General features: G+C 67.4%; 19 protein-coding genes and 1 tRNA gene. 7 read left to right on the plus strand and 13 right to left on the minus strand.

Annotated features, from left to right (window positions below; all coding sequences use genetic code 11):
* Nucleotides 1-168: 168 nt before the first annotated feature.
* The 9 genes from V5G24_RS19795 to V5G24_RS19835 form a co-directional block, all read right to left on the minus strand.
* Nucleotides 169-245 (minus strand) — tRNA-Arg (locus V5G24_RS19795).
* Nucleotides 246-573: 328 nt separating this feature from the next.
* Nucleotides 574-1503: a dihydrodipicolinate synthase family protein gene (locus tag V5G24_RS19800; RefSeq protein ID WP_394084963.1), complete on the minus strand. Its 930-nt coding sequence runs from the start codon at nt 1501-1503 to the stop codon at nt 574-576.
* A gap of 9 nt (nt 1504-1512) precedes the next feature.
* A complete protein-coding gene (locus V5G24_RS19805) occupies nt 1513-2301 on the minus strand; it encodes an SDR family oxidoreductase (protein WP_394084962.1) in 789 nt (262 codons plus the stop codon).
* A gap of 36 nt (nt 2302-2337) precedes the next feature.
* Nucleotides 2338-3048, minus strand: a complete 711-nt coding sequence (locus V5G24_RS19810; RefSeq protein WP_394084961.1) for a GntR family transcriptional regulator — start codon at nt 3046-3048, stop codon at nt 2338-2340.
* A gap of 2 nt (nt 3049-3050) precedes the next feature.
* Nucleotides 3051-4058: a Gfo/Idh/MocA family protein gene (locus V5G24_RS19815; protein ID WP_394084960.1), complete on the minus strand. Its 1008-nt coding sequence runs from the start codon at nt 4056-4058 to the stop codon at nt 3051-3053.
* A complete protein-coding gene (locus V5G24_RS19820; protein WP_394084959.1) occupies nt 4055-5206 on the minus strand; it encodes an ABC transporter ATP-binding protein in 1152 nt (383 codons plus the stop codon). Before V5G24_RS19820 ends, V5G24_RS19815 begins: the two co-directional genes overlap by 4 nt.
* Nucleotides 5207-5218: 12 nt before the next feature.
* Nucleotides 5219-6088 carry a carbohydrate ABC transporter permease gene (locus V5G24_RS19825; protein WP_348846808.1) on the minus strand — a complete coding sequence of 290 codons (870 nt, stop codon included), beginning with the start codon at nt 6086-6088 and terminating at the stop codon, nt 5219-5221.
* 3 nt (nt 6089-6091) lie between these two features.
* Nucleotides 6092-7030: a carbohydrate ABC transporter permease gene (locus V5G24_RS19830; RefSeq protein ID WP_394084958.1), complete on the minus strand. Its 939-nt coding sequence runs from the start codon at nt 7028-7030 to the stop codon at nt 6092-6094.
* A 24-nt stretch (nt 7031-7054) separates the two neighbouring features.
* Complete coding sequence (locus V5G24_RS19835; protein WP_394084957.1) at nt 7055-8296, minus strand: ABC transporter substrate-binding protein; 1242 nt, start codon at nt 8294-8296, stop codon at nt 7055-7057.
* Between the two features lie 231 nt (nt 8297-8527).
* Here V5G24_RS19835 and V5G24_RS19840 point away from each other — a divergent pair, with 231 nt between their 5' ends.
* The 4 genes from V5G24_RS19840 to V5G24_RS19855 all read left to right on the plus strand — a co-directional run bounded on the left by V5G24_RS19840 (nt 8528) and on the right by V5G24_RS19855 (nt 13075).
* The gene (locus V5G24_RS19840) at nt 8528-10240 is read left to right on the plus strand and encodes an IlvD/Edd family dehydratase (RefSeq protein ID WP_394084956.1); all 1713 of its coding nucleotides are present in this window, start codon (nt 8528-8530) and stop codon (nt 10238-10240) included.
* Nucleotides 10237-11151 (plus strand): amidohydrolase family protein, encoded by a 915-nt coding sequence (locus V5G24_RS19845; RefSeq protein WP_394084955.1) that lies wholly within the window; start codon nt 10237-10239, stop codon nt 11149-11151. The genes V5G24_RS19840 and V5G24_RS19845 overlap by 4 nt, the downstream gene beginning before the upstream one ends.
* A 581-nt stretch (nt 11152-11732) precedes the next feature.
* Entirely contained in the window at nt 11733-12659 is a 927-nt protein-coding gene (gene rsmI / locus V5G24_RS19850) for a 16S rRNA (cytidine(1402)-2'-O)-methyltransferase (RefSeq protein ID WP_394084954.1), read from the plus strand.
* Nucleotides 12656-13075, plus strand: coding sequence for a YraN family protein (locus tag V5G24_RS19855; RefSeq protein ID WP_394084953.1), 420 nt, complete (start codon nt 12656-12658; stop codon nt 13073-13075). The genes rsmI and V5G24_RS19855 overlap by 4 nt, the downstream gene beginning before the upstream one ends.
* A 25-nt stretch (nt 13076-13100) precedes the next feature.
* Here the strand turns inward: V5G24_RS19855 and V5G24_RS19860 are convergent, their stop codons facing one another.
* Entirely contained in the window at nt 13101-14039 is a 939-nt protein-coding gene (locus tag V5G24_RS19860) for an alpha/beta fold hydrolase (protein WP_394084952.1), read from the minus strand.
* Between the two features lie 153 nt (nt 14040-14192).
* On the opposite strand from V5G24_RS19860, the gene gshB reads away from it, so the two are divergent.
* Together gshB and V5G24_RS19870 are read left to right on the plus strand one after the other, a co-directional pair.
* Complete coding sequence (gene gshB / locus V5G24_RS19865; RefSeq protein ID WP_394084951.1) at nt 14193-15137, plus strand: glutathione synthase; 945 nt, start codon at nt 14193-14195, stop codon at nt 15135-15137.
* 36 nt (nt 15138-15173) lie between these two features.
* Nucleotides 15174-15488 carry a polyhydroxyalkanoic acid system family protein gene (locus V5G24_RS19870; RefSeq protein WP_394084950.1) on the plus strand — a complete coding sequence of 105 codons (315 nt, stop codon included), beginning with the start codon at nt 15174-15176 and terminating at the stop codon, nt 15486-15488.
* A gap of 3 nt (nt 15489-15491) precedes the next feature.
* Here V5G24_RS19870 and V5G24_RS19875 read toward each other — a convergent pair whose 3' ends face one another.
* The 3 genes from V5G24_RS19875 to V5G24_RS19885 all read right to left on the minus strand — a co-directional run bounded on the left by V5G24_RS19875 (nt 15492) and on the right by V5G24_RS19885 (nt 16775).
* The gene (locus V5G24_RS19875; RefSeq protein WP_394084949.1) at nt 15492-16268 is read right to left on the minus strand and encodes a class I SAM-dependent methyltransferase; all 777 of its coding nucleotides are present in this window, start codon (nt 16266-16268) and stop codon (nt 15492-15494) included.
* Between the two features lie 68 nt (nt 16269-16336).
* Entirely contained in the window at nt 16337-16546 is a 210-nt protein-coding gene (locus V5G24_RS19880) for a hypothetical protein (RefSeq protein WP_394084948.1), read from the minus strand.
* A gap of 49 nt (nt 16547-16595) precedes the next feature.
* The gene (locus V5G24_RS19885; protein WP_394084947.1) at nt 16596-16775 is read right to left on the minus strand and encodes a hypothetical protein; all 180 of its coding nucleotides are present in this window, start codon (nt 16773-16775) and stop codon (nt 16596-16598) included.
* A 169-nt stretch (nt 16776-16944) separates the two neighbouring features.
* Here V5G24_RS19885 and V5G24_RS19890 point away from each other — a divergent pair, with 169 nt between their 5' ends.
* Complete coding sequence (locus tag V5G24_RS19890; protein ID WP_394084946.1) at nt 16945-18477, plus strand: YifB family Mg chelatase-like AAA ATPase; 1533 nt, start codon at nt 16945-16947, stop codon at nt 18475-18477.
* Nucleotides 18478-18515 lie beyond the last annotated feature (38 nt).

Here is an 18515-nt window from a genome sequence, read left to right on the forward strand (position 1 = left end):
CTCGGTGAGCGACATGTGTAGGCATCTCTTTTGTAGGCACGACGCAGATGCCTACAAATTGATGAGATGCAACGACACAGCAACAGACGCCACGAGCCCACGGAATGGGATCAAGTCATTGATTTAAAATGATTTTGAAGCCTTGTGCGACGCTCTGAAGCGTAAGCTTGGCCTCCCGGAAGGGATTCGAACCCCTGACCCCAGGTTTAGGAAACCTGTGCTCTATCCTGCTGAGCTACCGGGAGCCCACGGCTGTTCTAACGCAAGGGCTGGCGCGTTGGAAGACGGGGGATGCGGGGTCCACATCCCAGCACGGCCCCGAGGCCGGCAGGGCGAGGACGCGCGCAGAAAAAACGGCGGCGCGAACAAGGTCCGCGCCGCCGTCTTTTGCCCGTCATGGCCGGGCTCGTCCCGGCCATCCACGCGGCGCCGACCGCGCGAACCTTAAAAAGCCAGCGCCAGCGGTGCCGCGTGGATGCACGGGACAAGCCCGTGCATGACGATGCTCTGCTGCAACAGCGTCAAGCCAGGACTGTCGATCGGTCCTGGAGCGTTTCCGCGGAAAGACGACGCTTAGATCCGCGCCCGCGGATCATGGCGGGCGAGGCGCGCGAGCAGGTAATCGATCTCGGCGCGCGCCGCATCCGTCAGGGCCGCGCCCGGCTTGCGCTGGGCGTCGGAGGCGATGAAGCCGCGCTTCATCATCACATATTTGCGGGTCGCAAGGCCCACGCCCTGCTGCTGCTCGTAGCGCACCAGCGGCAGATGCGCGTCGAACAGATCGTGCGCCTCATCCCGCTTGCCTTCCTTCTGCAGGCGCACCACGTCGCCCAGCATTTCGGGAAAGGCATAGCCGGTCATGGCCCCGTCGGCGCCGCGCTCCATCTCGAAATCCAGGAACAGCGCGCCATTGCCGGTGAGGATGGAGATCGGCCGCATGGAGCCTTCCGCCTGGAACTTGCGCAAGGTGGAGATCTTCTCCAGGCCCGGCCAATCCTCATGCTTGAGCATCACGCAGGAGGGGTTCTCCTCCACGATCTGGCGGATCACCTTGGGGGTCATCTGCACCGTCAGCGTGAGCGGATAATCCTGGATCACGAACGGCACGTCGGTGCCGACGGCTTCCACCGCCTGGCGGTAATAGCCGGTGATCTGGTCGTCGGTGCGCAGGGCCGGCGGCGGGGCGATCATGACGCCGGCGGCGCCCTTCTCCATCACCTGGCGCGCCAGCGAGCGCATGGCGGCAAAGCCCGGCGCGGAAACGCCGACGATCACCGGCAGCTTGCCGAAGCCATCGATGAAGCGGGAGGTGATCGCAAGCGATTCCTCCGGCTCCAGCTTGGGCGCTTCGCCCATGATGCCGAGCACGGTGACGCCGGTGGCCCCGGCGGCGAGATAGCGCTCGATCAGCGTGTTGACCGAGGCCTCATCAATACGGCCGTCGGGATGGAAGGGGGTCGGGGCGATGGGGAACAGGCCGGAGGCCGTTGCGTCCAGAAGCATGGCAATCACTCAGATGGAGGCGATCAACCCGCCATCCACGCGGATGACCGAGCCGGTGAGATAGGAGGCGGGCGCCGAGGCGAGGAAGGCGACCACATTGCCGTATTCCTGCGGGTCGCCATAGCGGCCCATGGGAATGGTGCCGGTGCTCTCGGAGGAGACCTGCTCCACGCTCTTGCCTTCGCGCTTGGCCTTCTGCTCGTCCAGGAACTTGATGCGGTCGGTGGCGATGCGGCCCGGCAGCACGATGTTGGCGGTGATGCCGTCGCGCGCCACTTCACGGGCAAGCGTCTTCGACCAGCCCACCAGCGACAGGCGCAGCGCGTTGGAAATGCCGAGATTGGGGATCGGCGCCACCACGCCCGAGGAGGTGGAGGTGACGATACGGCCCCATTTCTTCGCCTTCATGCCGGGCAGCACCCGGTCGGTGAGGGCGATGACGGACAGCACCATCTGCTGGAAGCTCTTGCTCCACAGGGCCGGGTCCTGGCCCGCGGCCGGGGTGGGCGGGGGGCCGCCGGTGTTGTTCACCAGAATGTCCACGGAGCCGAACTGCGCCTCGATGGCGGCGATCTGGCTTTCGATCAAGGAGAGATCGGCGAGATCCCACGCCGGCAAAGCGAGGGCCGTGCCGCCGGCGTCCTTGATGGTGGCCGCGACGCGTTCCAGGGCGCCGGTATCGATATCGCCGAGGGCCACTTTCGCGCCTTCGCGGGCGAGCGTCGCCGCGATGGCGCTGCCGAGGCCGCCGCCGGCGCCAAGCACCAGCGCGGTTTTATCCTTCAGTCCGAGATCCATGGAATGTCCTCTTGTCGCCCGTTGAACGGGAAAGGGTTAGCCGGCAATGCCGAGGCGCGCCGGCTGGGCGCCCGCGGCCACGCGTTTGAGATAATCCGCTTTGCTGGGATGCATGTGTTCCACGCACAATTGCGCCAGCGCCCAGGAATCGCGCCCGCGCAGAAGCTCGATCATGGTCTCATGCTGGCGGCGGGACACTTCAAGCCCTTCCTTATCGGCGAGATTCTTGGCGCGCATGGGCAGGGTCAGGCCCATATAATCCTGGAGCGAACGCACCAGATACGGGTTCCCGCACGCGGAGAACAGCGCGATGTGGAAGGCATCGTTGGTTTCGTGGATCCCGCGCAGATCGCCTTGTGCCGCGAAGCGGGCATAATCGGCCTGGATCGCGCTTAGCTTGTCGATCAAGTCCTGGGGCGCCGGCAGGGCGATCATGAGCGCGGCCTGGCGGGTCAGCATCTCGCGCACTTCGTAGATCTGCTGCACTTCCTGCGCGGAATAGGAGCAGACGGTCGCGCCCACATTCTTTTCCCGCCGCACGATGCCGGTGCGTTCCAGCTGCACCAGCGCCTGGCGAATGAAATGCCGGCTCGCGCCATAGCGCGCCATCAGCGTGTCTTCCACCAGGCGCGAGCCCGGGGAGAACCGGCCGAAGATGATGTCCTCCTCGATCTCGCGGACGATCTCCGCCTGGCTGGCGTCGCGGCCGGCGGGAATCGGTCCTTCGGGTGTCGAGCTTTCCATCATTCTCACGCCTCGCCCTCAAAGCCGGACAGGCGGTAGCAATCCTCCACCAGGCGCAAGGTTTCAAGATTGTCTTGCGGCGCGGTCTCGAACGGGGCGCCGGTTTCGAGCCCGGCGATGAAATGTTCGATGGTCGCGCTGTAGGAATCCCGGTAGCAGGCCGGCAGGTCATAGACCTGCGTCGCGGGATGTTCGCCGAAGCAGGCGAGCGTATCGCCGGCGAGGCGGATGGTGCCGGTCTCGCCCAGAATTTCCACCCAATCCGCCTGGGCGGGGGGCGCGCCGTGCACGGCGAAGCTCGCGAACACGCCGACGCCATTGCCCTCGGGCGTGGCAAGCTGGATCACCGCGCCATCCTCGCCCGCCAGCGCCGGGCAGGTGCGGGTGAGGGCCGCCGCCTCCACCTTGAGCGGGCCGAGCAGCATGCGCAGCGTGTCGAGATGATGGATCAGCACTTCCGCCACCAGCATGCGCTTTTCGTGGCGCATGAAGGGCTGGCGCACCAAGGCGGGATACTGGCCCTCGGCGTCGGGCACCGTGCCGCTGGTGGCGAGCGTGAGGCGGGCGGCCTTCACCTTGCCGATGCGCCCGTCCCGCAGCCATTGGGCGGCGTCGCGGTAATAGGCGCGGAACCGCCAGTTCTCATGTACCATCAGGCGCACCGAGCCGGCCACGTCCGCCACCAATTGCTCGGCTTCCGCGAGCGTGGGCGCAAGCGGCTTCTGGCACAGGATCGGCAGGCCGCGCGCCGCGACGAGGCGCACCAGCTCGGCATGGACCGCGCGCGGCGCGGCGATATCGACCGCGTCAAGCTCTGCGCCATCCAGCATCGCCTCGGCGCTGGTGAAGACGGCGGGAATATCGAACTGCGCGGCGCGCTCACCCGCCCGTTCCGGCGAGGGATCAGCGATGGCGACCACGCGCGCCCGGCCCGCCAGCGCTTGCCAGCCCACCAGGTGATGCTGCGTGACCCAGCCGGCGCCGATCAGGCCGATGCGAAGCTCGCGGCTCATTGCAGGCCACGCGCCGCGGAAAGCGCGCCCTGCGAGGAACGCTCGCCGGGGATCGCCCGGCCGGTCTCGACATCGAACAGATAGGCCGCGCTGGCGGCGAAGGCGAGGTCCACCTCGTCGCCGGGGCGCACCATCACGTGACGCGGCAGGCGCGCGGTGCATTCCCCGAGCGGGGTTTCCAGCACCACCAATGTCTCAGCGCCCAGCGGCTCGATGGCGAAGGCCTTGCCGCGAATGCGCCCGCGCAGGCCCTCCCCGGCCGCGGCGGGGTCGAGATGCAAATCTTCCGCGCGCACGCCGAACGTGATCTTGCGGTCGGCATAGGGGGCGAGCGCCGCCGCGCTCCAGCGGATCAGCGGCGCGTGAAAAGGGCCCTCGTCCAGCAGGAAACCGTCCGGGCCGCCGCGCAGGGGCGCGGTGAAGAGGTTCATGGGCGGCGAGCCCAGGAACCGGGCGACGAAGGTGTCCGCCGGCTCCCAATAGACCTCCAGCGGCGCGCCGATCTGCGCCACCTTCCCGCCGTTCATCACGCAGATGCGCGTGCCCATGGTCATGGCTTCCACCTGATCATGGGTCACATAGATCATGGTGGAGCCGAGGCGGTGATGCTGCTTGATCAATTCGTTGCGGGTGTTCACGCGCAGCGCGGCGTCGAGGTTCGACAAGGGCTCGTCGAACAGGAACACCATGGGCTCGCGCACCATGGCGCGGCCGAGCGCCACGCGCTGGCGCTGCCCGCCGGAGAGCGCGCTGGGCTTGCGCGCCAGCAGGGCGCCGAGGCCGAGGATGTCGGCGGCTTCCTTCACCCGCCGCTCGATCTCGGCGGCATTCACCTTGCGGCGGCGCAGGCCGAAGGCGAGGTTTTCGCCCACGCTCATGTGGGGATAGAGGGCGTAGGATTGGAACACCATGGCGATGTCGCGATCTTTCGCGGCGACATTGTTCACCACCCGCCCGTCGATGGACAAGGTGCCCGCGCTGATGGTCTCGAGCCCGGCGACCATGCGCAAAGTGGTGGACTTGCCGCAGCCCGAGGGCCCGAGCAGAACCATGAACTCGCCGTCGCGAATGTGCAGGTCCACATGGTCCACGGCATATTGGCTGGTGCCGTAGCGCTTGCAGAGCTTGTCGAGAATGACGACCGACATTGCGCTTAACCTCTACTTGACCGCGCCGGCAGTCATGCCGCGGATGAGTTTTTCCGAGAAGAAGATGTAGGCGAGGATCACCGGGACCACCGAGATCATGACGCCCGCGGCGATCATGCCGATGTCCTGGAAATGATCGCCCATGAAGGCGCGGATGCCGATCGGCAGCGTGCGCTTGTCCGGGTCGGTGATGAGCACCACCGCGAACAGGAACTCGTTCCAGAGCTGGATGAAATTCAGGATCAGCGTCGTCGCGATCGCCGGCATGCCGATGGGCAGGACGATGCGGCGAAAAATCTCGATGTCGCCATAGCCGTCCATCTTCGCGGCATCGAACAAATCCTGCGGGATGCGGGCGAAGAAGCCCTCCAGCAGATAGACCGTCAGCGGCAGCTGGAGCGAGATATAGACGAGCGTGAGGCCTAGCAGGCTATTGTATAGATTATAGTCCACCAGGATCTGGTAGAGCGAAATCAAGGTGATCTGCGGCGGGAAGATGATGGAGGAGAACAGCACCGCATAGATCAGGCGGTTGCCCTTGAAGCGATAGCGCGCCAGCGCATGGGCCGCCGCCGCGCCGACCAAAGTCACCACCGCCACCGCGCCCACCACCACCAAAGTGGAGTTCCAGAAATAGGTGGCGAAGTTGGAATCCACCCAGGCGATGCGGAATTGTTCCCAATGGAACGGGCTCGGCCAGGCATAATGGTCGAGGCTGATCTCGCCGGTGGTGCGCACCGACATGCTGGCCAGCCACAGGAACGGGCCGAGCGTGTAGATCGTATAGGCGCCGATCACCAAAGCGAGGCCGCCGCGCGCGAACAGGCGCGGCAAGGGGGTGGCGCCGGGGTCGCGGGCGCCGAGCATGGAAAAGAGGGCCATGGGTCAGTATTCCAGCCGGTCCTTGGAGGCGAGCACCCGGTTCAGGATGATCACGGCGGCGCACACCACGCCGAACCACACCGTCGCGATGGCGGAGGGATAGCCGAGATCGAACGTGTTCCAGTTGAACGCCCGCTTGTAGACATAGGTCGAGACGGTTTCGGTGGCCCAGAGCGGGCCGCCGCCGGTCATGATCCAGACCAGATCGAAGATCTTCATCTTGCCGATGAAGGCGAGGATGTAGAGGTTCAGCAACGTCGGCCGCAGCATGGGCACGATGACGTGCCGCAACTTGGCGCCCCAGCCGCAATTGTCGAGGTCCGCCGCCTCCAGCACTTCGCGCGGCAGCGAATGGATGGCGGCGAGGCACACCACCATGTTGAACCCGGCCCATTTCCAGGCATGGGTCACGATCAGCGCGCCGAGCGCGAGATTGGGGTCGCCGAGCCAGGATTGCGCCAGCGCTCCCAGGCCCACCACCCGCAGAAGCTCGTTGAGGATGCCCCAGTCGTAATTATAGATCCACATCCACAGGATCGCGACGACCACATAGGACAGCAGCACCGGCGTGAACCACGCCACGCGCAGGAACCGGGCGAACGGCACGCCTGCATAAAGCGCCAGCGCCAGCAGCAGCCCGGTGGACACGTCCAGGACGGGAGCGATGAACGACCACACGAAGGTGTTGCGGACGGCGACCCAGAAGGTCTCGTCCGACATCAGCGCGCGATAATTGTCGAGGCCGACAAAGGTCGCGTCGAGGCCTTCGATGGTGAAGAAGCTGTCATAGATGGTGCGGAAGGCCGGATAGGCCGTCAGCCCCACGTAAATCGCCAGCGCCGGCACCAGGAAGACCACAAGCACGGGCCAGGAGGTCCGCCGCGGGTCTGCCACCGAGCCGGGCGACTTTATGTCGTCCGGCAGGGCCGTGGTGGAAGTCATCGTCGCGTCCTCAGACATGCACCCTCACCCCTTGAAGCAGGCGGCGTTCATCTTGTCGGCGGCGTCCTGCACGCTGATGAGGCCGGCCGGGAAGGCGTTGTTCATCACCTGCGTATAGGTCTCCGCGCACTTGGCGCGATAATGGAACAGCGGGGTGCCGAAGAAATACTTCACACCCTTGTTGCGCGCGTTCAGCTCCGCGAAATAATCCGCATGCGCGCTCTTGATCTTGCTGGGGTCGGAGGCAAGGCCGGTCTGGAGCGAAACCTGCTCCATCCACTTGGTGCCGTTGTCACGGGTGGCCATGGACTTCAGCAAGGCGCCGGCGCAGTCCTTGTTCTTGCTCTTGGAATACATCACGAAGCTGCCGGCGACGGCGAGCGTCTTGCACTCGGGGCACTTGCCGCCGTCCATGGCGGGGAACTGCATGATGCCAAGCGGGAAGTTCGCCGGCATACCGCCGCTCTCCGGCGGGGCGAAGGCGCGGCCGGTGAACCAGCTCGGATCGGGGAAGGTGAGCGCGCCCGGGGTATTGTAGAAATAGAAGTGGGATTCGCCGAGCTTCAGGGTGGAGAAGCTCTTGGGATAGGCGCCGGCATCCACCAGGCCCTTGACCCAATCCATCACCTCGATGACGCGCGGATCCTTGTAGGAGAGCGTGCCGTCCAGCAGCTTGCCGTAATCGTCGGGGCCGAGCTTGCGCAGCAGCGCTTCATACAGCAGGAGGCCGCCCGGGAACGGACGATCGCCGACGCCCTGCGAGATCGGGGTGATGCCGGCGGCGACGCCCTTCTTCACCAGATCGGCGAACTGGGCCTGGGTGAGCTGGAAATTGGCCGGCACATCGACGCCGACCTTCTTCACCAGATCCTTGTTGTAATAGAGTTCGACCGTATAGGCCTCGACCGGCAGGCCATAGACCTTGCCCTTGGAGGTCCAGGCGGGCTTGGCCCAGTCTTCGAGACCTGAAAGGTCGATATAGCTGTCGAGGGGCTCCAGGAACCCGCCGGCGAGGAATTCCGGCTGGTCCGGCTCAAGATAGAAGATGTCGGGCGCCTGCCCGGTGCGCACGGCCGATTTGGCCTGCGTATAGATGTCCGCCTTGGGGATGAAGCTCAGCTTCACCGAGCACTGCGGATTGGCGGCCTCGAATTCCTTGACGCGGGCGGAGACCCAATCCTTCTTGGCCGGCTCGTCGGGCCAATTGCTCCACATATTGACCTGAGCGGGCTGCGCCAGCGCCGGCCCCATGCATCCGATGCTCAAAGCGGCAGCTGCGACCGCACACCCAAAACGACCCCATCTCATGGCATGTCCTCCCTAGGCTTGTTTTGCCGGGAAGTTGGACTGCCCGGCGCAACATTGTCAATAATAATTGGCGTTATCAGGCAGGATTCTTCATTCAAACGCTTATGCGCCTAAAATTATTGACAATATGGAAGTCACGGATAGGGTGCCGTCGGGTCGGCGCGACGATCGGCCAATGGGAGAACGAGCATGGCCAAGGGGCTGCGCAAGGGATTGACGAGCTATGGGGACGAGGGGTTTGCGCTGTTCCTGCGCAAGGCCTTCATCAAGGCGATGGGCTATTCGGACGATGCCCTCGACCGTCCGATCATCGGCATCACCAACACCTATAGCGACTACAATCCCTGCCACGGCAACGTGCCGGCGCTGGTGGAAGCGGTAAAACGCGGCGTCATGCTTGCGGGCGGCATGCCCATGGTGTTCCCGACCATCTCGATCCACGAGAGCTTCGCCCATCCCACCTCCATGTTCCTGCGCAATCTCATGGCCATGGACACGGAAGAAATGATCCGCGCCCAGCCCATGGACGCGGTGGTGGTGATCGGCGGCTGCGACAAGACCTTGCCGGCCCAGATCATGGCGGCGGTCAGCGTCGATCTGCCCACCGTGGTCATTCCGGTCGGCCCCATGGTGGTCGGCCATCACAAGGGCGAGGTGCTCGGCGCCTGCACCGATTGTCGCCGGCTATGGAGCGCCCATCGCGCCGGCGAGATCGACGCGGTGGAGATCGAGACCGTCAATTCCCGCCTCGCCCCCTCGGTCGGCACCTGCATGGTCATGGGCACCGCCTCCACCATGGCCTGCATCACCGAGGCCATGGGCCTGTCGCTGCCCATGAGCGCCACCATCCCCGCCCCTCACGCCGAGCGCATCCGCCTCGCCGAGGAGAGCGGCCGCGTCGCGGCGCAGATGGCGGTTTCCGACGGCCCGCGCCCGAGCGAACTGCTCACCCCCACGGCGTTCCGCAATGCCGCCGTGGTGCTCCAGGCCATCGGCGGCTCCACCAACGGCATCATCCATCTCACCGCCATCGCCAATCGCACGAAATACGGCTTCGACCTCGACACGCTGGACGAGCTGGGCCGCACGGTGCCGGTGCTGGTGGATCTCAAGCCCTCGGGCGCCCATTACATGGAGCATTTCCATCACGCCGGCGGCCTACCCAAGCTGTTGAAGCAATTGGGCGATCTGATCGATCTCGACGCCCCCACCCTCACCGGCGGCACGCTGCGCGACGTCGTGGCGCGGGCCGAGGAGGTGCCGGGCCAGGATGTGATCCGCTCGCGCGAAAATCCCATCAAGGCCGAAGGCTCCATGGCCGTGCTCTACGGCAATCTCGCCCCCGGCGGGGCCATCATCAAGCAGGCGGCGGCGAGCGCGGCCCTGCTTCAGCACACCGGACGGGCCGTGGTGTTCGAATCGGTGGAGGACATGGCGGCGCGCGTGGACGATCCCGACCTCGACGTGACGCCGCAGGATGTGCTCGTGCTGCGCAACACCGGCCCCAAGGGCGCGCCCGGCATGCCGGAAGCGGGCTATCTGCCGATCCCGAAGAAGCTCGCGCGCCAGGGCGTGAAGGACATGGTGCGCATTTCCGATGCGCGCATGAGCGGCACCGCCTTCGGCACCATCGTGCTGCACATGACGCCCGAATCCGCCGCCGGCGGGCCGCTCGGCCTGGTGAAGAGCGGCGACAGCATCCGCCTGGATGTGGAAGGCCGGCGCATCGACCTGCTGGTGGACGAAGCCGAACTGGAGACGCGGCGCGCCGCCTTCGCGCTTCAGCCGGCTGCGGCCCTGCCCGAGCGCGGCTATGCCCGGCTGTTCGTGGACAGCGTGCTCCAGGCCGACGAAGGTTGCGACTTCGACTTCCTGCGGCGCGGCGGGGTCGGCGGCGCATGAGCGCGACGGACGGGGCGGGGATGGGGGCGGCAGCGGGAGCGGAGCCGGCATACGCCCCGCTCTGCCTGCCGCCGCGCGCGCCCACGCGGGCACCGGATTTCGCTTTGCCCGAAGGCACCTGCGACTGCCACATGCACATATTCGGCTCCCGGGCCGACTATCTGCTGGCGGAGGCGCGCAACTACACGCCGCAGCTCTGCACGCTCGAAGACTATCTCGCGATGATGGCGCACACGGGCATCGCCCGCGCGGTGCTGATCCAGCCGAGCGTCTATGGCACCGACAATCGCGCCCAGCTCGATGCCATGGCCCGCGCGCCGGAGCGGTTTCGGGCCGTGGTGGTGGTGCCGCCCGAAACCGGGGAGGCAGAGCTTGCGGCCCTGCATGCCCAAGGCGTGCGCGGCATCCGCGTCAATGCCCGCAATCCCGGCGGCCTGAAGCTGGAGGATGTCCCCCGGCTCGCCGCCCGCATCGCGCCCTTCGGCTGGCACATCCAGCTTCAGACCTCCTTGGAGCGATTGGCCGAGCTGGACGATCTGTTATCCGCCGTTCCGGTGCCCCTGGTGGTGGACCATTTCGGCCTGCCGGACCCCCGGCTCGGCACGTCGAGCGCACCCTTCGTCAATCTGCTGCGCCTGCTGGAGAGCGGCCGGCTGTGGCTGAAGCTCTCGGCGCCCTATCGCGCCAGCCGGATCGGCGCGCCGTTCGACGACCTGCTGCCCCTGGTGGAAGCGCTGGTGGCCACCCGGCCCGACCGCCTGCTCTGGGCCAGCGACTGGCCCCATTCCGAACTCTGGGACGCCATGCCCGACACCGCCGATTTGGTGGATCTCGCCGGCCGCTGGCTGCCGACCGAGGCCCTGCGCCGGCAAATCCTGGCGGAAAACCCCACCCGCCTCTATTGGGCCTGAACACCGGCCCGGCGGCGCCGGGCGGACTAGGGCCGATCGACATTCATGCTTGGCGCGATTGCAGCAGAGCACCGTCATGCACGGGCTTGTCCCGTGCATCCACGCGGCATCGCTGGTACCGGCTCTTCAAGGTCCGCGCAGTCGGCCCGGCATGGATGGCCGGGACACGCCCGGCCATGACGGCTGGTGAAAGAAAGACAATCGCGCGTACCTGCCGTCCGGCGCCTCGACGATCCACCAGGCCGCTGAATGTCGATCCGACCTAGGACACCGCGCGGCGTTCCATCCCAGCCGTCCCGGCGCGGGATCGCACGGCCGGATTCATCTGCGGCGAACCTTCGCCCGAAAGGGCGGTTTCTTCCGCGAAAGAGCCCCCGCCAAGCCCCACGAAACCACTGTTCGTCCGCGCTAAGTCTATGTTTCACGTGAAACATTTCCCGCAAGCTCCGGTCTTTTGCGCGCCGTTCCGGGATCGCCCGGTCGCCGCCTGATGGGCGATCGGGCCGGACCTCCGGCGTTTTCCCGCCCGGCGTGCGCGGAGCGAATTTCAACGGGCGGCGTGGCTGGGTTAAGGTGGAGCCATGACTCTTCCAGCCGATCGCCCCCGCTCCTTCACCCTTGCCGGCACCATCTTGCCCGCGGCACGCCTCGCGCCCGGCCTGCATGTGGTGGCGACCCCCATCGGCAATCTCGGCGACATCACGGTGCGCGCGCTGGAAACATTGGCCGGCGCGGACATCATCGCCTGCGAGGACACGCGCATGACGCGCCGCCTCACGGACCGCTACGGCATCGACGTGCCGCTGATTTCCTATCACGACCACAATGGCGCCTCCATGCGCCCGAAACTGTTGGCACGGCTTGCCGGCGGGCAGGCGCTGGCGCTGGTTTCCGATGCCGGAACGCCGCTGATCTCCGATCCCGGCTACAAGCTGGTGGTGGAGGTCGCCGAGGCCGGCCATCGCATTTTCCCTTTGCCCGGCGCCTCCGCTTTGCTCGCCGCATTGGTGGCGGCGGGCCTGCCCACCGACCGCTTCCTGTTCGACGGATTTTTGCCCCCCAAGCCCGGCCAGCGGCGCAACCGCATCACCGAGCTGTCGCGCATTCCCTCGACCCTGGTGCTGTACGAGACCGGCCCGCGCCTCGCCGAGAGCCTCGCCGACCTCGCCGAGATTCTCGGTGCGCGCCGTGCCGCCGTATGCCGCGAGCTGACCAAGACATTCGAGGAAGTGCGGCGCGGGCCGCTGCCGGAGCTGGCCGCCCAATATGCCGGCGAGCGCGATCCCAAGGGCGAGATCGTCCTCGTGGTCGGCCCGCCTGTGGAGCAGGCGGCGCAGGATGACGACGTGGATGCGGCGCTTGCCCGCGCGCTCGCGGAACATTCGCTGAAGGATGCGGTGGCCGCCGTCGCCGCCCTCACCGGCCGGCACAAGCGCGAAGTCTATGCCCGAGCGCTCGCGCTCTCCCAGGCCGGCGAGAGCGGTGAAGAGGCGCCCGACGAGGCATGACCGCGCCGGTCAAGATCAAGAAGCCAAAGGCGCCGCCGGCGGATACCCCGGCCCGTCGGAAGAAGCAGGCGGCCCATGCGCGCGGCCTTGCCGCCGAAGACCGCGCCGCCGCGCTGCTGGAGGCGCAGGGCTTTGCGATCCTCGCCCGCCGGGTGCGCACCGGCGCCGGCGAACTCGACATCGTGGCGCGCAATGCGACGCTCCTGGTGTTCTGCGAAGTGAAGCTGCGGGCGGATCTCGTCCAGGCCGCGCACTCCGTCCTTCCGCGCCAGAGGCGCCGCATCGCCGCCGCCGCCGAGGCTTATCTGGCCGTCAATCCCGCGCTCGGCGGGCTCGACATGCGGTTCGACGCGATCCTGCTGGGCCTCGATGGCGCGGCCGAGCATCTGCCGGGGGCGTTCGACGCTGACGCGTAAGGGCGGCGCGTAAGGGCGGCGCGCCTTATTGCAGGAAGGCGCGCAGGGTTGCGATCACCTGGGCGCGGCTCTGGGCCCAGAACAGATGGCCCCCCTCGAAATAAGCGCTCCAGGCGAACGGGATGCGCTGCGCCACCGTCCGCGCATTGGCGGGCGGCAACACTTTGTCCGCGCGCCCGCCCATCACCAGGGTCGGCGTGGCGATGGCGGGTAATGCGTCATAATTGGCACCCGAGGCGGAAAACTGCCGCAGCGCCTCCATTTGCCGGCTGCCGGTCTCATCCGAACAGGCCGGCGCGGCGGGAACGATGCCCGCCTTGCGGCCGGCGACCGCGCGCAGAACCAAGGCGCGGCCAGCTTCCTGGCCGGCGGGGTCTTCCGGGAAAAACAGCGCCAGCACCTGCGGCAGCGCGAGCGTATGGTGGGCGATCGCCTCCAGCACGCCCGGCGCGGGCGGCACCTCATGGCTGCCGCCGGGGCTCGGCGCCAGCAGCATCAGCGACCGCAGCATCTGCGGATGGCGGATCGCCACCTGGCTCGCGATCATGGCGCCCATGGAATAGCCGAGCAGGTCCACCTTCCCATAGCCGAGCGCCTGCACCAGGCCGGCGGCATCGTCCGCCATCTGCGCGATGCTGGTGTGATTCTGCGCCGTATCCGAGGAGAAGCCGCAGCCGCGATTGTCGATCACGATCAGCGTGCGGTCATGGGCCAGCGCTTCGAGCAGCGCCGGGTCCCAGTCGGCCATGGTGGCGCCGAGCCCCATGATCATCACCAACGGCGCGCCGTCGCCACGGGCATAATAGCCCATCTCGATCTCGCCCACCTTCACCCGCTCGATGCGCGGCTGGAAGGCCGGCTCGGCCTGGAACGGGGCCGCGGGCGCAGGCGCGCCCTGGGCGAACGCCGATCCACCCGAAAGCAGCATGCAGATCGCGGCCAGCGCCACGCCCGTTCGCCGCATCGTCTCGTCCCCCTCGCCCGCCGCGCTGGGCGCACGGGTGCGGAAAATCCGCGTCCGGGTCAAGAGCCGCACGGCGCCGGTCTGGCGGCAAGGCGGGTGCGCCTATAGATAAGGCTCGACACGCCTTAGCCGGGCGCCCCGCCGGAGATTTCCATGGCCCTTCAGGTCGCGGTCCAGATGGACCATATCGCCCGCATCAATATTGCCGGCGATTCCACGTTCGCGCTTCTGCTCGAAGCCCAGAAGCGCGGCCACGCGCTGGTGCACTACACCCCCGACCAGCTCGCCATGCGCGACGGCAAGGTGTTCGCCACCGTCGAGCCGCTGACCGTCGCCGACGAGGCGGGCAAGCATTTCACCCTGGGCGAGAAGCGGCGGGTGTCGCTGACCGATTACGACGTGGTGCTGCTGCGCCAGGACCCGCCGTTCGACATGGCCTATGTGACCTCCACCCATTTCCTGGAGCGCATCCACCCCAAGACGCTGGTGGTGAACGATCCCGCCCAGGTGCGCAACGCGCCGGAAAAAATCTTCGTCACCGATTTTCCCGAGCTGATGCCGCCCACCCTGATCACCCGCGACCTCGACGAGATCAAGGCGTTCCGGGCCGAGTTCGGCGATGTGGTGATGAAGCCGCTCTACGGCCATGGCGGGGGCGCGGTGTTCCGCCTGACCGCCGATGACCTGAATTTCGGCTCGCTCTATGATTTCTTCGCCGTCACCTTCCGCGAGCCCTGGGTGATCCAGCGCTTCCTGCCGGCCGTGAAACACGGCGACAAGCGCATCATCCTGGTGGATGGGGAAGCCGCTGGCGCGGTCAACCGCGTGCCGAGCGAAGGGGATCTGCGCTCCAACATGGTACGCGGCGGCGCGGCAAAGCCCACCGACCTCACCGACCGCGAGCAGGAAATCTGCAAGCGCATCGGCCCGGAGCTGCGCGCGCGCGGCCTGCTGTTCGTGGGCATCGACGTGATCGACGGCAATCTGACCGAGATCAACGTGACCTCGCCCACCGGGCTGCGCGCCATCAAGCGGCTCGGCGGCCCCGATATCGCCGCGCAGATCTGGGACAAGATCGAGGAAAAGCGGGGCGCCTGATCGCGCCCTGCCGTCCGCTCAGCCGAGGTACCCGCCATGCCCCAGCCCTTGACCGTCTCCATTCCCCACAAGCTCGGCAAGGGGGAGGCGACGCGCCGCCTCCAGGGCGGGCTCACCAGCGTGCGGTCGAAATTCGGCGACAAATTGCAGGTGATGGAAGAGACCTGGACCGATTCCCACCTGCAATTCCGCGTCGGCGTGCTGGGCCATACCGCCCACGGCACGCTGGACGTGGCGGACACCGCCGTGCATCTCTCCGTGGAATTGCCCTGGCTGCTGCATTTGATGGCGGAAAAGGCCAAGGCGCTGATCCAGAAGCAGGGCCATCTGCTGCTGGGTCAGAAGAAATAGACGTCAGACCGGCACGAACACAAGCGTCGCGGTATCGAGGGTGAAGGAGCCGTCCGCCTCGATCTCGAAATGGGCGCGCACGTCGCGCGTGGCCAGTTCTTCCAGCGAACGGATCGCCGCCACGTGCAGATCGGGCGTGTTGATGCGGGCGATCCAGGAGGAGAATTCCAGCCGCAGCCGCCCTTCGGTCACCGACTGGCACGCCAGCCCCACCGCCTGCGCGCGCTCCACCCATTCGCCGACCGCGAAATCGCGGGCATGGGAGGGGTCGCGCAGAAGCTCGATGGTCTGCAAGAACGTGTCCAGCACATCGCTCGGCGGCGCGACCACGTCCATGAAAATGGCCCGCCCATTCGGCTTCAGCACGCGGCGCGCCTGCGTCAGCCCCGCCGAGAGATCGCGCCAATGATGGGCGCTGAAGCGCGAGACTACAAAATCGAAGGAGGCATCGGGGAACGGCAATTCCTCCGCCACGCCCCAGGCGGTCTCGATATTGGCGAGGCCGCGCCGCTGCGCCTCCCCGGCGACCGCCTCCAGCATGCGGTCCGACAGGTCATAGGCGACGACCCGCGCCACATGGGGCGCCACGGTGAAGCTCACATGACCGCCGCCGCAGCCGAGATCCAGCACCCGTGCCGCGCCGCGGCCCACCATCATCTGCGCGAGGGCATCAAGATCGGCGCCCTGCGCATGGACCGCGCTCGCCACATAAGCTGCGGCTTGCGGGCTGAACTGGGCGGAGACGAGGCGCTCGTGGTCGCCTTCTTTGAGATTGGTCATGATGCAAGGCTTCGGTTGCGCGCGCGAGCGCGGAAGGGCAGCGCGGAAGAGGAGCGCGGCGGGCGCTCTCACCGCACCATAGCAATGATGCACACCAGGGCAAACGCAACCAGCAGCGCGCGGACGCAGACCGGGGCCGCATCCCGCACGGAGGCGCGCGTGAACGGAAGGATGCGGCCATTGCCCAGGCTGCCCCACTCGGCCCAGCCGAGGCTTGGTTCGGCCTCCCGCGCGCCCTCGCGGCGGGACTTGGGGGACAAGGACTGAATGTGGGTCATGGTTCGACCTCCAGGGCCGGCGGGATGTGATCGGGGTGCGGGGCCGCCTTCAGCCCAGCAGGGCGTGAAGCACGAACGCCAGCACCAGCAGCGGCACGAGGAAGGCCGCCTTCAGCGCCATGCGGGCGAGCGGGCCGGGCCGGCGCACGCCTCGGCTCTGCTGCGGCGGCAGCGGGCGGGCGTGCGGGGCGGGAAAGGCGGCGGGGGAGACATAATGCGATTGGGTCATGGGTCGGTCCTCACGGCCGCTGTTATCCCGCCGCCCGCCGTAAGCGTGCCATCGCGAACCTGTGGGCTTTTCATAAAGGGCGCATAAACGCGGTGTTCCCAATATGTTCTTGTGCCGCCGGGCGCCCTCCACTACCTTGGGTCGCAGGGGCAAGCCGGGGGGCTGAAGCGTGATCCAGCGTGTGGCGACCGTGGCGTTCGAGGGCGTGGACGCACGGCCGGTGGATGTGCAGGTGCATGTGGCGCCGGGCCTGCCGGCCTTCACCATCGTCGGCCTGCCCGACAAGGCCGTGACCGAAGCCAAGGAGCGCGTGCGCGCCGCCCTGATCGCCTCGGGGCTTGCCTTGCCCGCGCGGCGCATCACCATCAATCTCGCCCCCGCCGATTTGCCGAAGGAAGGCTCCCATTATGATCTGCCCATCGCGCTCGGGCTGATGGCGGCGATCGGCGCCATTCCGGGCGATGCGCTCGCCGGCTTCACGGTGGTGGGCGAACTCGGGCTCGACGGGTCCATCGCCGCGGTGGCGGGCGTGCTGCCGGCGGCGATCGGCGCCAATGCCCGCGGACACGGGCTCATCTGCCCCGGCGCCTGCGGCGCGGAAGCCGCCTGGGCCAGCCCGGACATGGAGATTCTCGCCCCCATCTCGCTGATCCAATTGGCAAACCATGTCACGGGCCGGCAGATCCTCGCCCGGCCGGACCCGCGCCTGCGCCCGCCCGGAAGCTCGAACCTCGACCTCAGGGACGTGAAGGGCCAGGAAACCGCCAAGCGCGCGCTCGAGGTCGCGGCCGCCGGCGGTCACAATCTGCTCTATGTCGGCCCGCCCGGCGCCGGCAAATCCATGCTGGCCCAGCGCCTGCCCTCCATCCTACCGCCGCTCTCGCCGGCGGAGATGCTGGACGTCTCCATGGTCGCGTCGGTGGCGGGCGCGATCCAGGACGGCGCCCTGGTGGATCGCCGGCCATTCCGCGCCCCGCATCATTCCGCCAGCATGGCGGCGATGGTGGGCGGCGGGGCGAAGGCGAAGCCGGGCGAGGTCTCGCTCGCCCATCACGGCGTGCTGTTCCTGGACGAATTGCCGGAATTCTCGCCCCAGGTGCTGGATTCCCTGCGCCAGCCGCTGGAAACCGGCGATGTGCTGATCGCCCGCGCCAATCACCGCGTGACCTATCCGGCGCGGTTCCAATTGATCGCCGCCATGAACCCCTGCCGCTGCGGCCATGCGGGCGAGCCCGGCTTCACCTGCAAGCGCGGGCCGCGCTGCAAGGAGGATTACCAGGGGCGCCTTTCCGGTCCGTTCCTCGACCGCATCGACCTGTATCTGGATGTGCCGGCCGTCACCGCCGCCGATCTGGTGCTGCCCGCCCCGGCCGAGGGCTCGCGGGAGGTGGCGGCGCGGGTCGCCGCCGCGCGCACCCTCCAGGTGGAGCGCTACGCCGCGCTGGACCGGCCCGACATCCGCACCAATGCCCAGGCGACCGGCCCGCTTCTGGAGGTGGTCGCCGCGCCCGATGCCGGTGGGCTCGCTTTGCTGCGCGATGCCACCAGCGCCATGAATCTGTCGGCGCGCGGCTATCACCGGGTGCTCAAGGTCGCCCGCACCCTCGCCGACCTCGACGGGGCGGAAAGCCTTGGCCGCCGGCATCTGGCGGAGGCGCTGGCCTATCGTGCCCTGGCCGACCGCTCGCGCGCGGCGGCCTGAGCCGCCGCCGCTTATGTTTCACCTTTTTGCGCCCGCAG

Source organism: Roseixanthobacter finlandensis (assembly GCF_043195105.2).
Taxonomy (GTDB): Bacteria; Pseudomonadota; Alphaproteobacteria; order Rhizobiales; family Xanthobacteraceae; genus NCEH01.

What these genes read in the sequence shown, in the direction of transcription:
- V5G24_RS19875 (WP_394084949.1), bottom strand. Translation starts at nt 16,268, where the DNA reads ATGACCAATCTCAAAGAAGGCGACCACGAGCGCCTCGTCTCCGCCCAG.
- V5G24_RS19870 (WP_394084950.1), top strand. Translation starts at nt 15,174, where the DNA reads ATGCCCCAGCCCTTGACCGTCTCCATTCCCCACAAGCTCGGCAAGGGG.
- V5G24_RS19880 (WP_394084948.1), bottom strand. Translation starts at nt 16,546, where the DNA reads ATGACCCACATTCAGTCCTTGTCCCCCAAGTCCCGCCGCGAGGGCGCG.
- rsmI (WP_394084954.1), top strand. Translation starts at nt 11,733, where the DNA reads ATGACTCTTCCAGCCGATCGCCCCCGCTCCTTCACCCTTGCCGGCACC.
- V5G24_RS19845 (WP_394084955.1), top strand. Translation starts at nt 10,237, where the DNA reads ATGAGCGCGACGGACGGGGCGGGGATGGGGGCGGCAGCGGGAGCGGAG.
- V5G24_RS19885 (WP_394084947.1), bottom strand. Translation starts at nt 16,775, where the DNA reads ATGACCCAATCGCATTATGTCTCCCCCGCCGCCTTTCCCGCCCCGCAC.
- V5G24_RS19840 (WP_394084956.1), top strand. Translation starts at nt 8,528, where the DNA reads ATGGCCAAGGGGCTGCGCAAGGGATTGACGAGCTATGGGGACGAGGGG.
- V5G24_RS19815 (WP_394084960.1), bottom strand. Translation starts at nt 4,058, where the DNA reads ATGAGCCGCGAGCTTCGCATCGGCCTGATCGGCGCCGGCTGGGTCACG.
- V5G24_RS19825 (WP_348846808.1), bottom strand. Translation starts at nt 6,088, where the DNA reads ATGGCCCTCTTTTCCATGCTCGGCGCCCGCGACCCCGGCGCCACCCCC.
- V5G24_RS19810 (WP_394084961.1), bottom strand. Translation starts at nt 3,048, where the DNA reads ATGATGGAAAGCTCGACACCCGAAGGACCGATTCCCGCCGGCCGCGAC.
- V5G24_RS19830 (WP_394084958.1), bottom strand. Translation starts at nt 7,030, where the DNA reads ATGACTTCCACCACGGCCCTGCCGGACGACATAAAGTCGCCCGGCTCG.
- V5G24_RS19860 (WP_394084952.1), bottom strand. Translation starts at nt 14,039, where the DNA reads ATGCGGCGAACGGGCGTGGCGCTGGCCGCGATCTGCATGCTGCTTTCG.
- V5G24_RS19820 (WP_394084959.1), bottom strand. Translation starts at nt 5,206, where the DNA reads ATGTCGGTCGTCATTCTCGACAAGCTCTGCAAGCGCTACGGCACCAGC.
- V5G24_RS19805 (WP_394084962.1), bottom strand. Translation starts at nt 2,301, where the DNA reads ATGGATCTCGGACTGAAGGATAAAACCGCGCTGGTGCTTGGCGCCGGC.
- gshB (WP_394084951.1), top strand. Translation starts at nt 14,193, where the DNA reads ATGGCCCTTCAGGTCGCGGTCCAGATGGACCATATCGCCCGCATCAAT.
- V5G24_RS19800 (WP_394084963.1), bottom strand. Translation starts at nt 1,503, where the DNA reads ATGCTTCTGGACGCAACGGCCTCCGGCCTGTTCCCCATCGCCCCGACC.
- V5G24_RS19855 (WP_394084953.1), top strand. Translation starts at nt 12,656, where the DNA reads ATGACCGCGCCGGTCAAGATCAAGAAGCCAAAGGCGCCGCCGGCGGAT.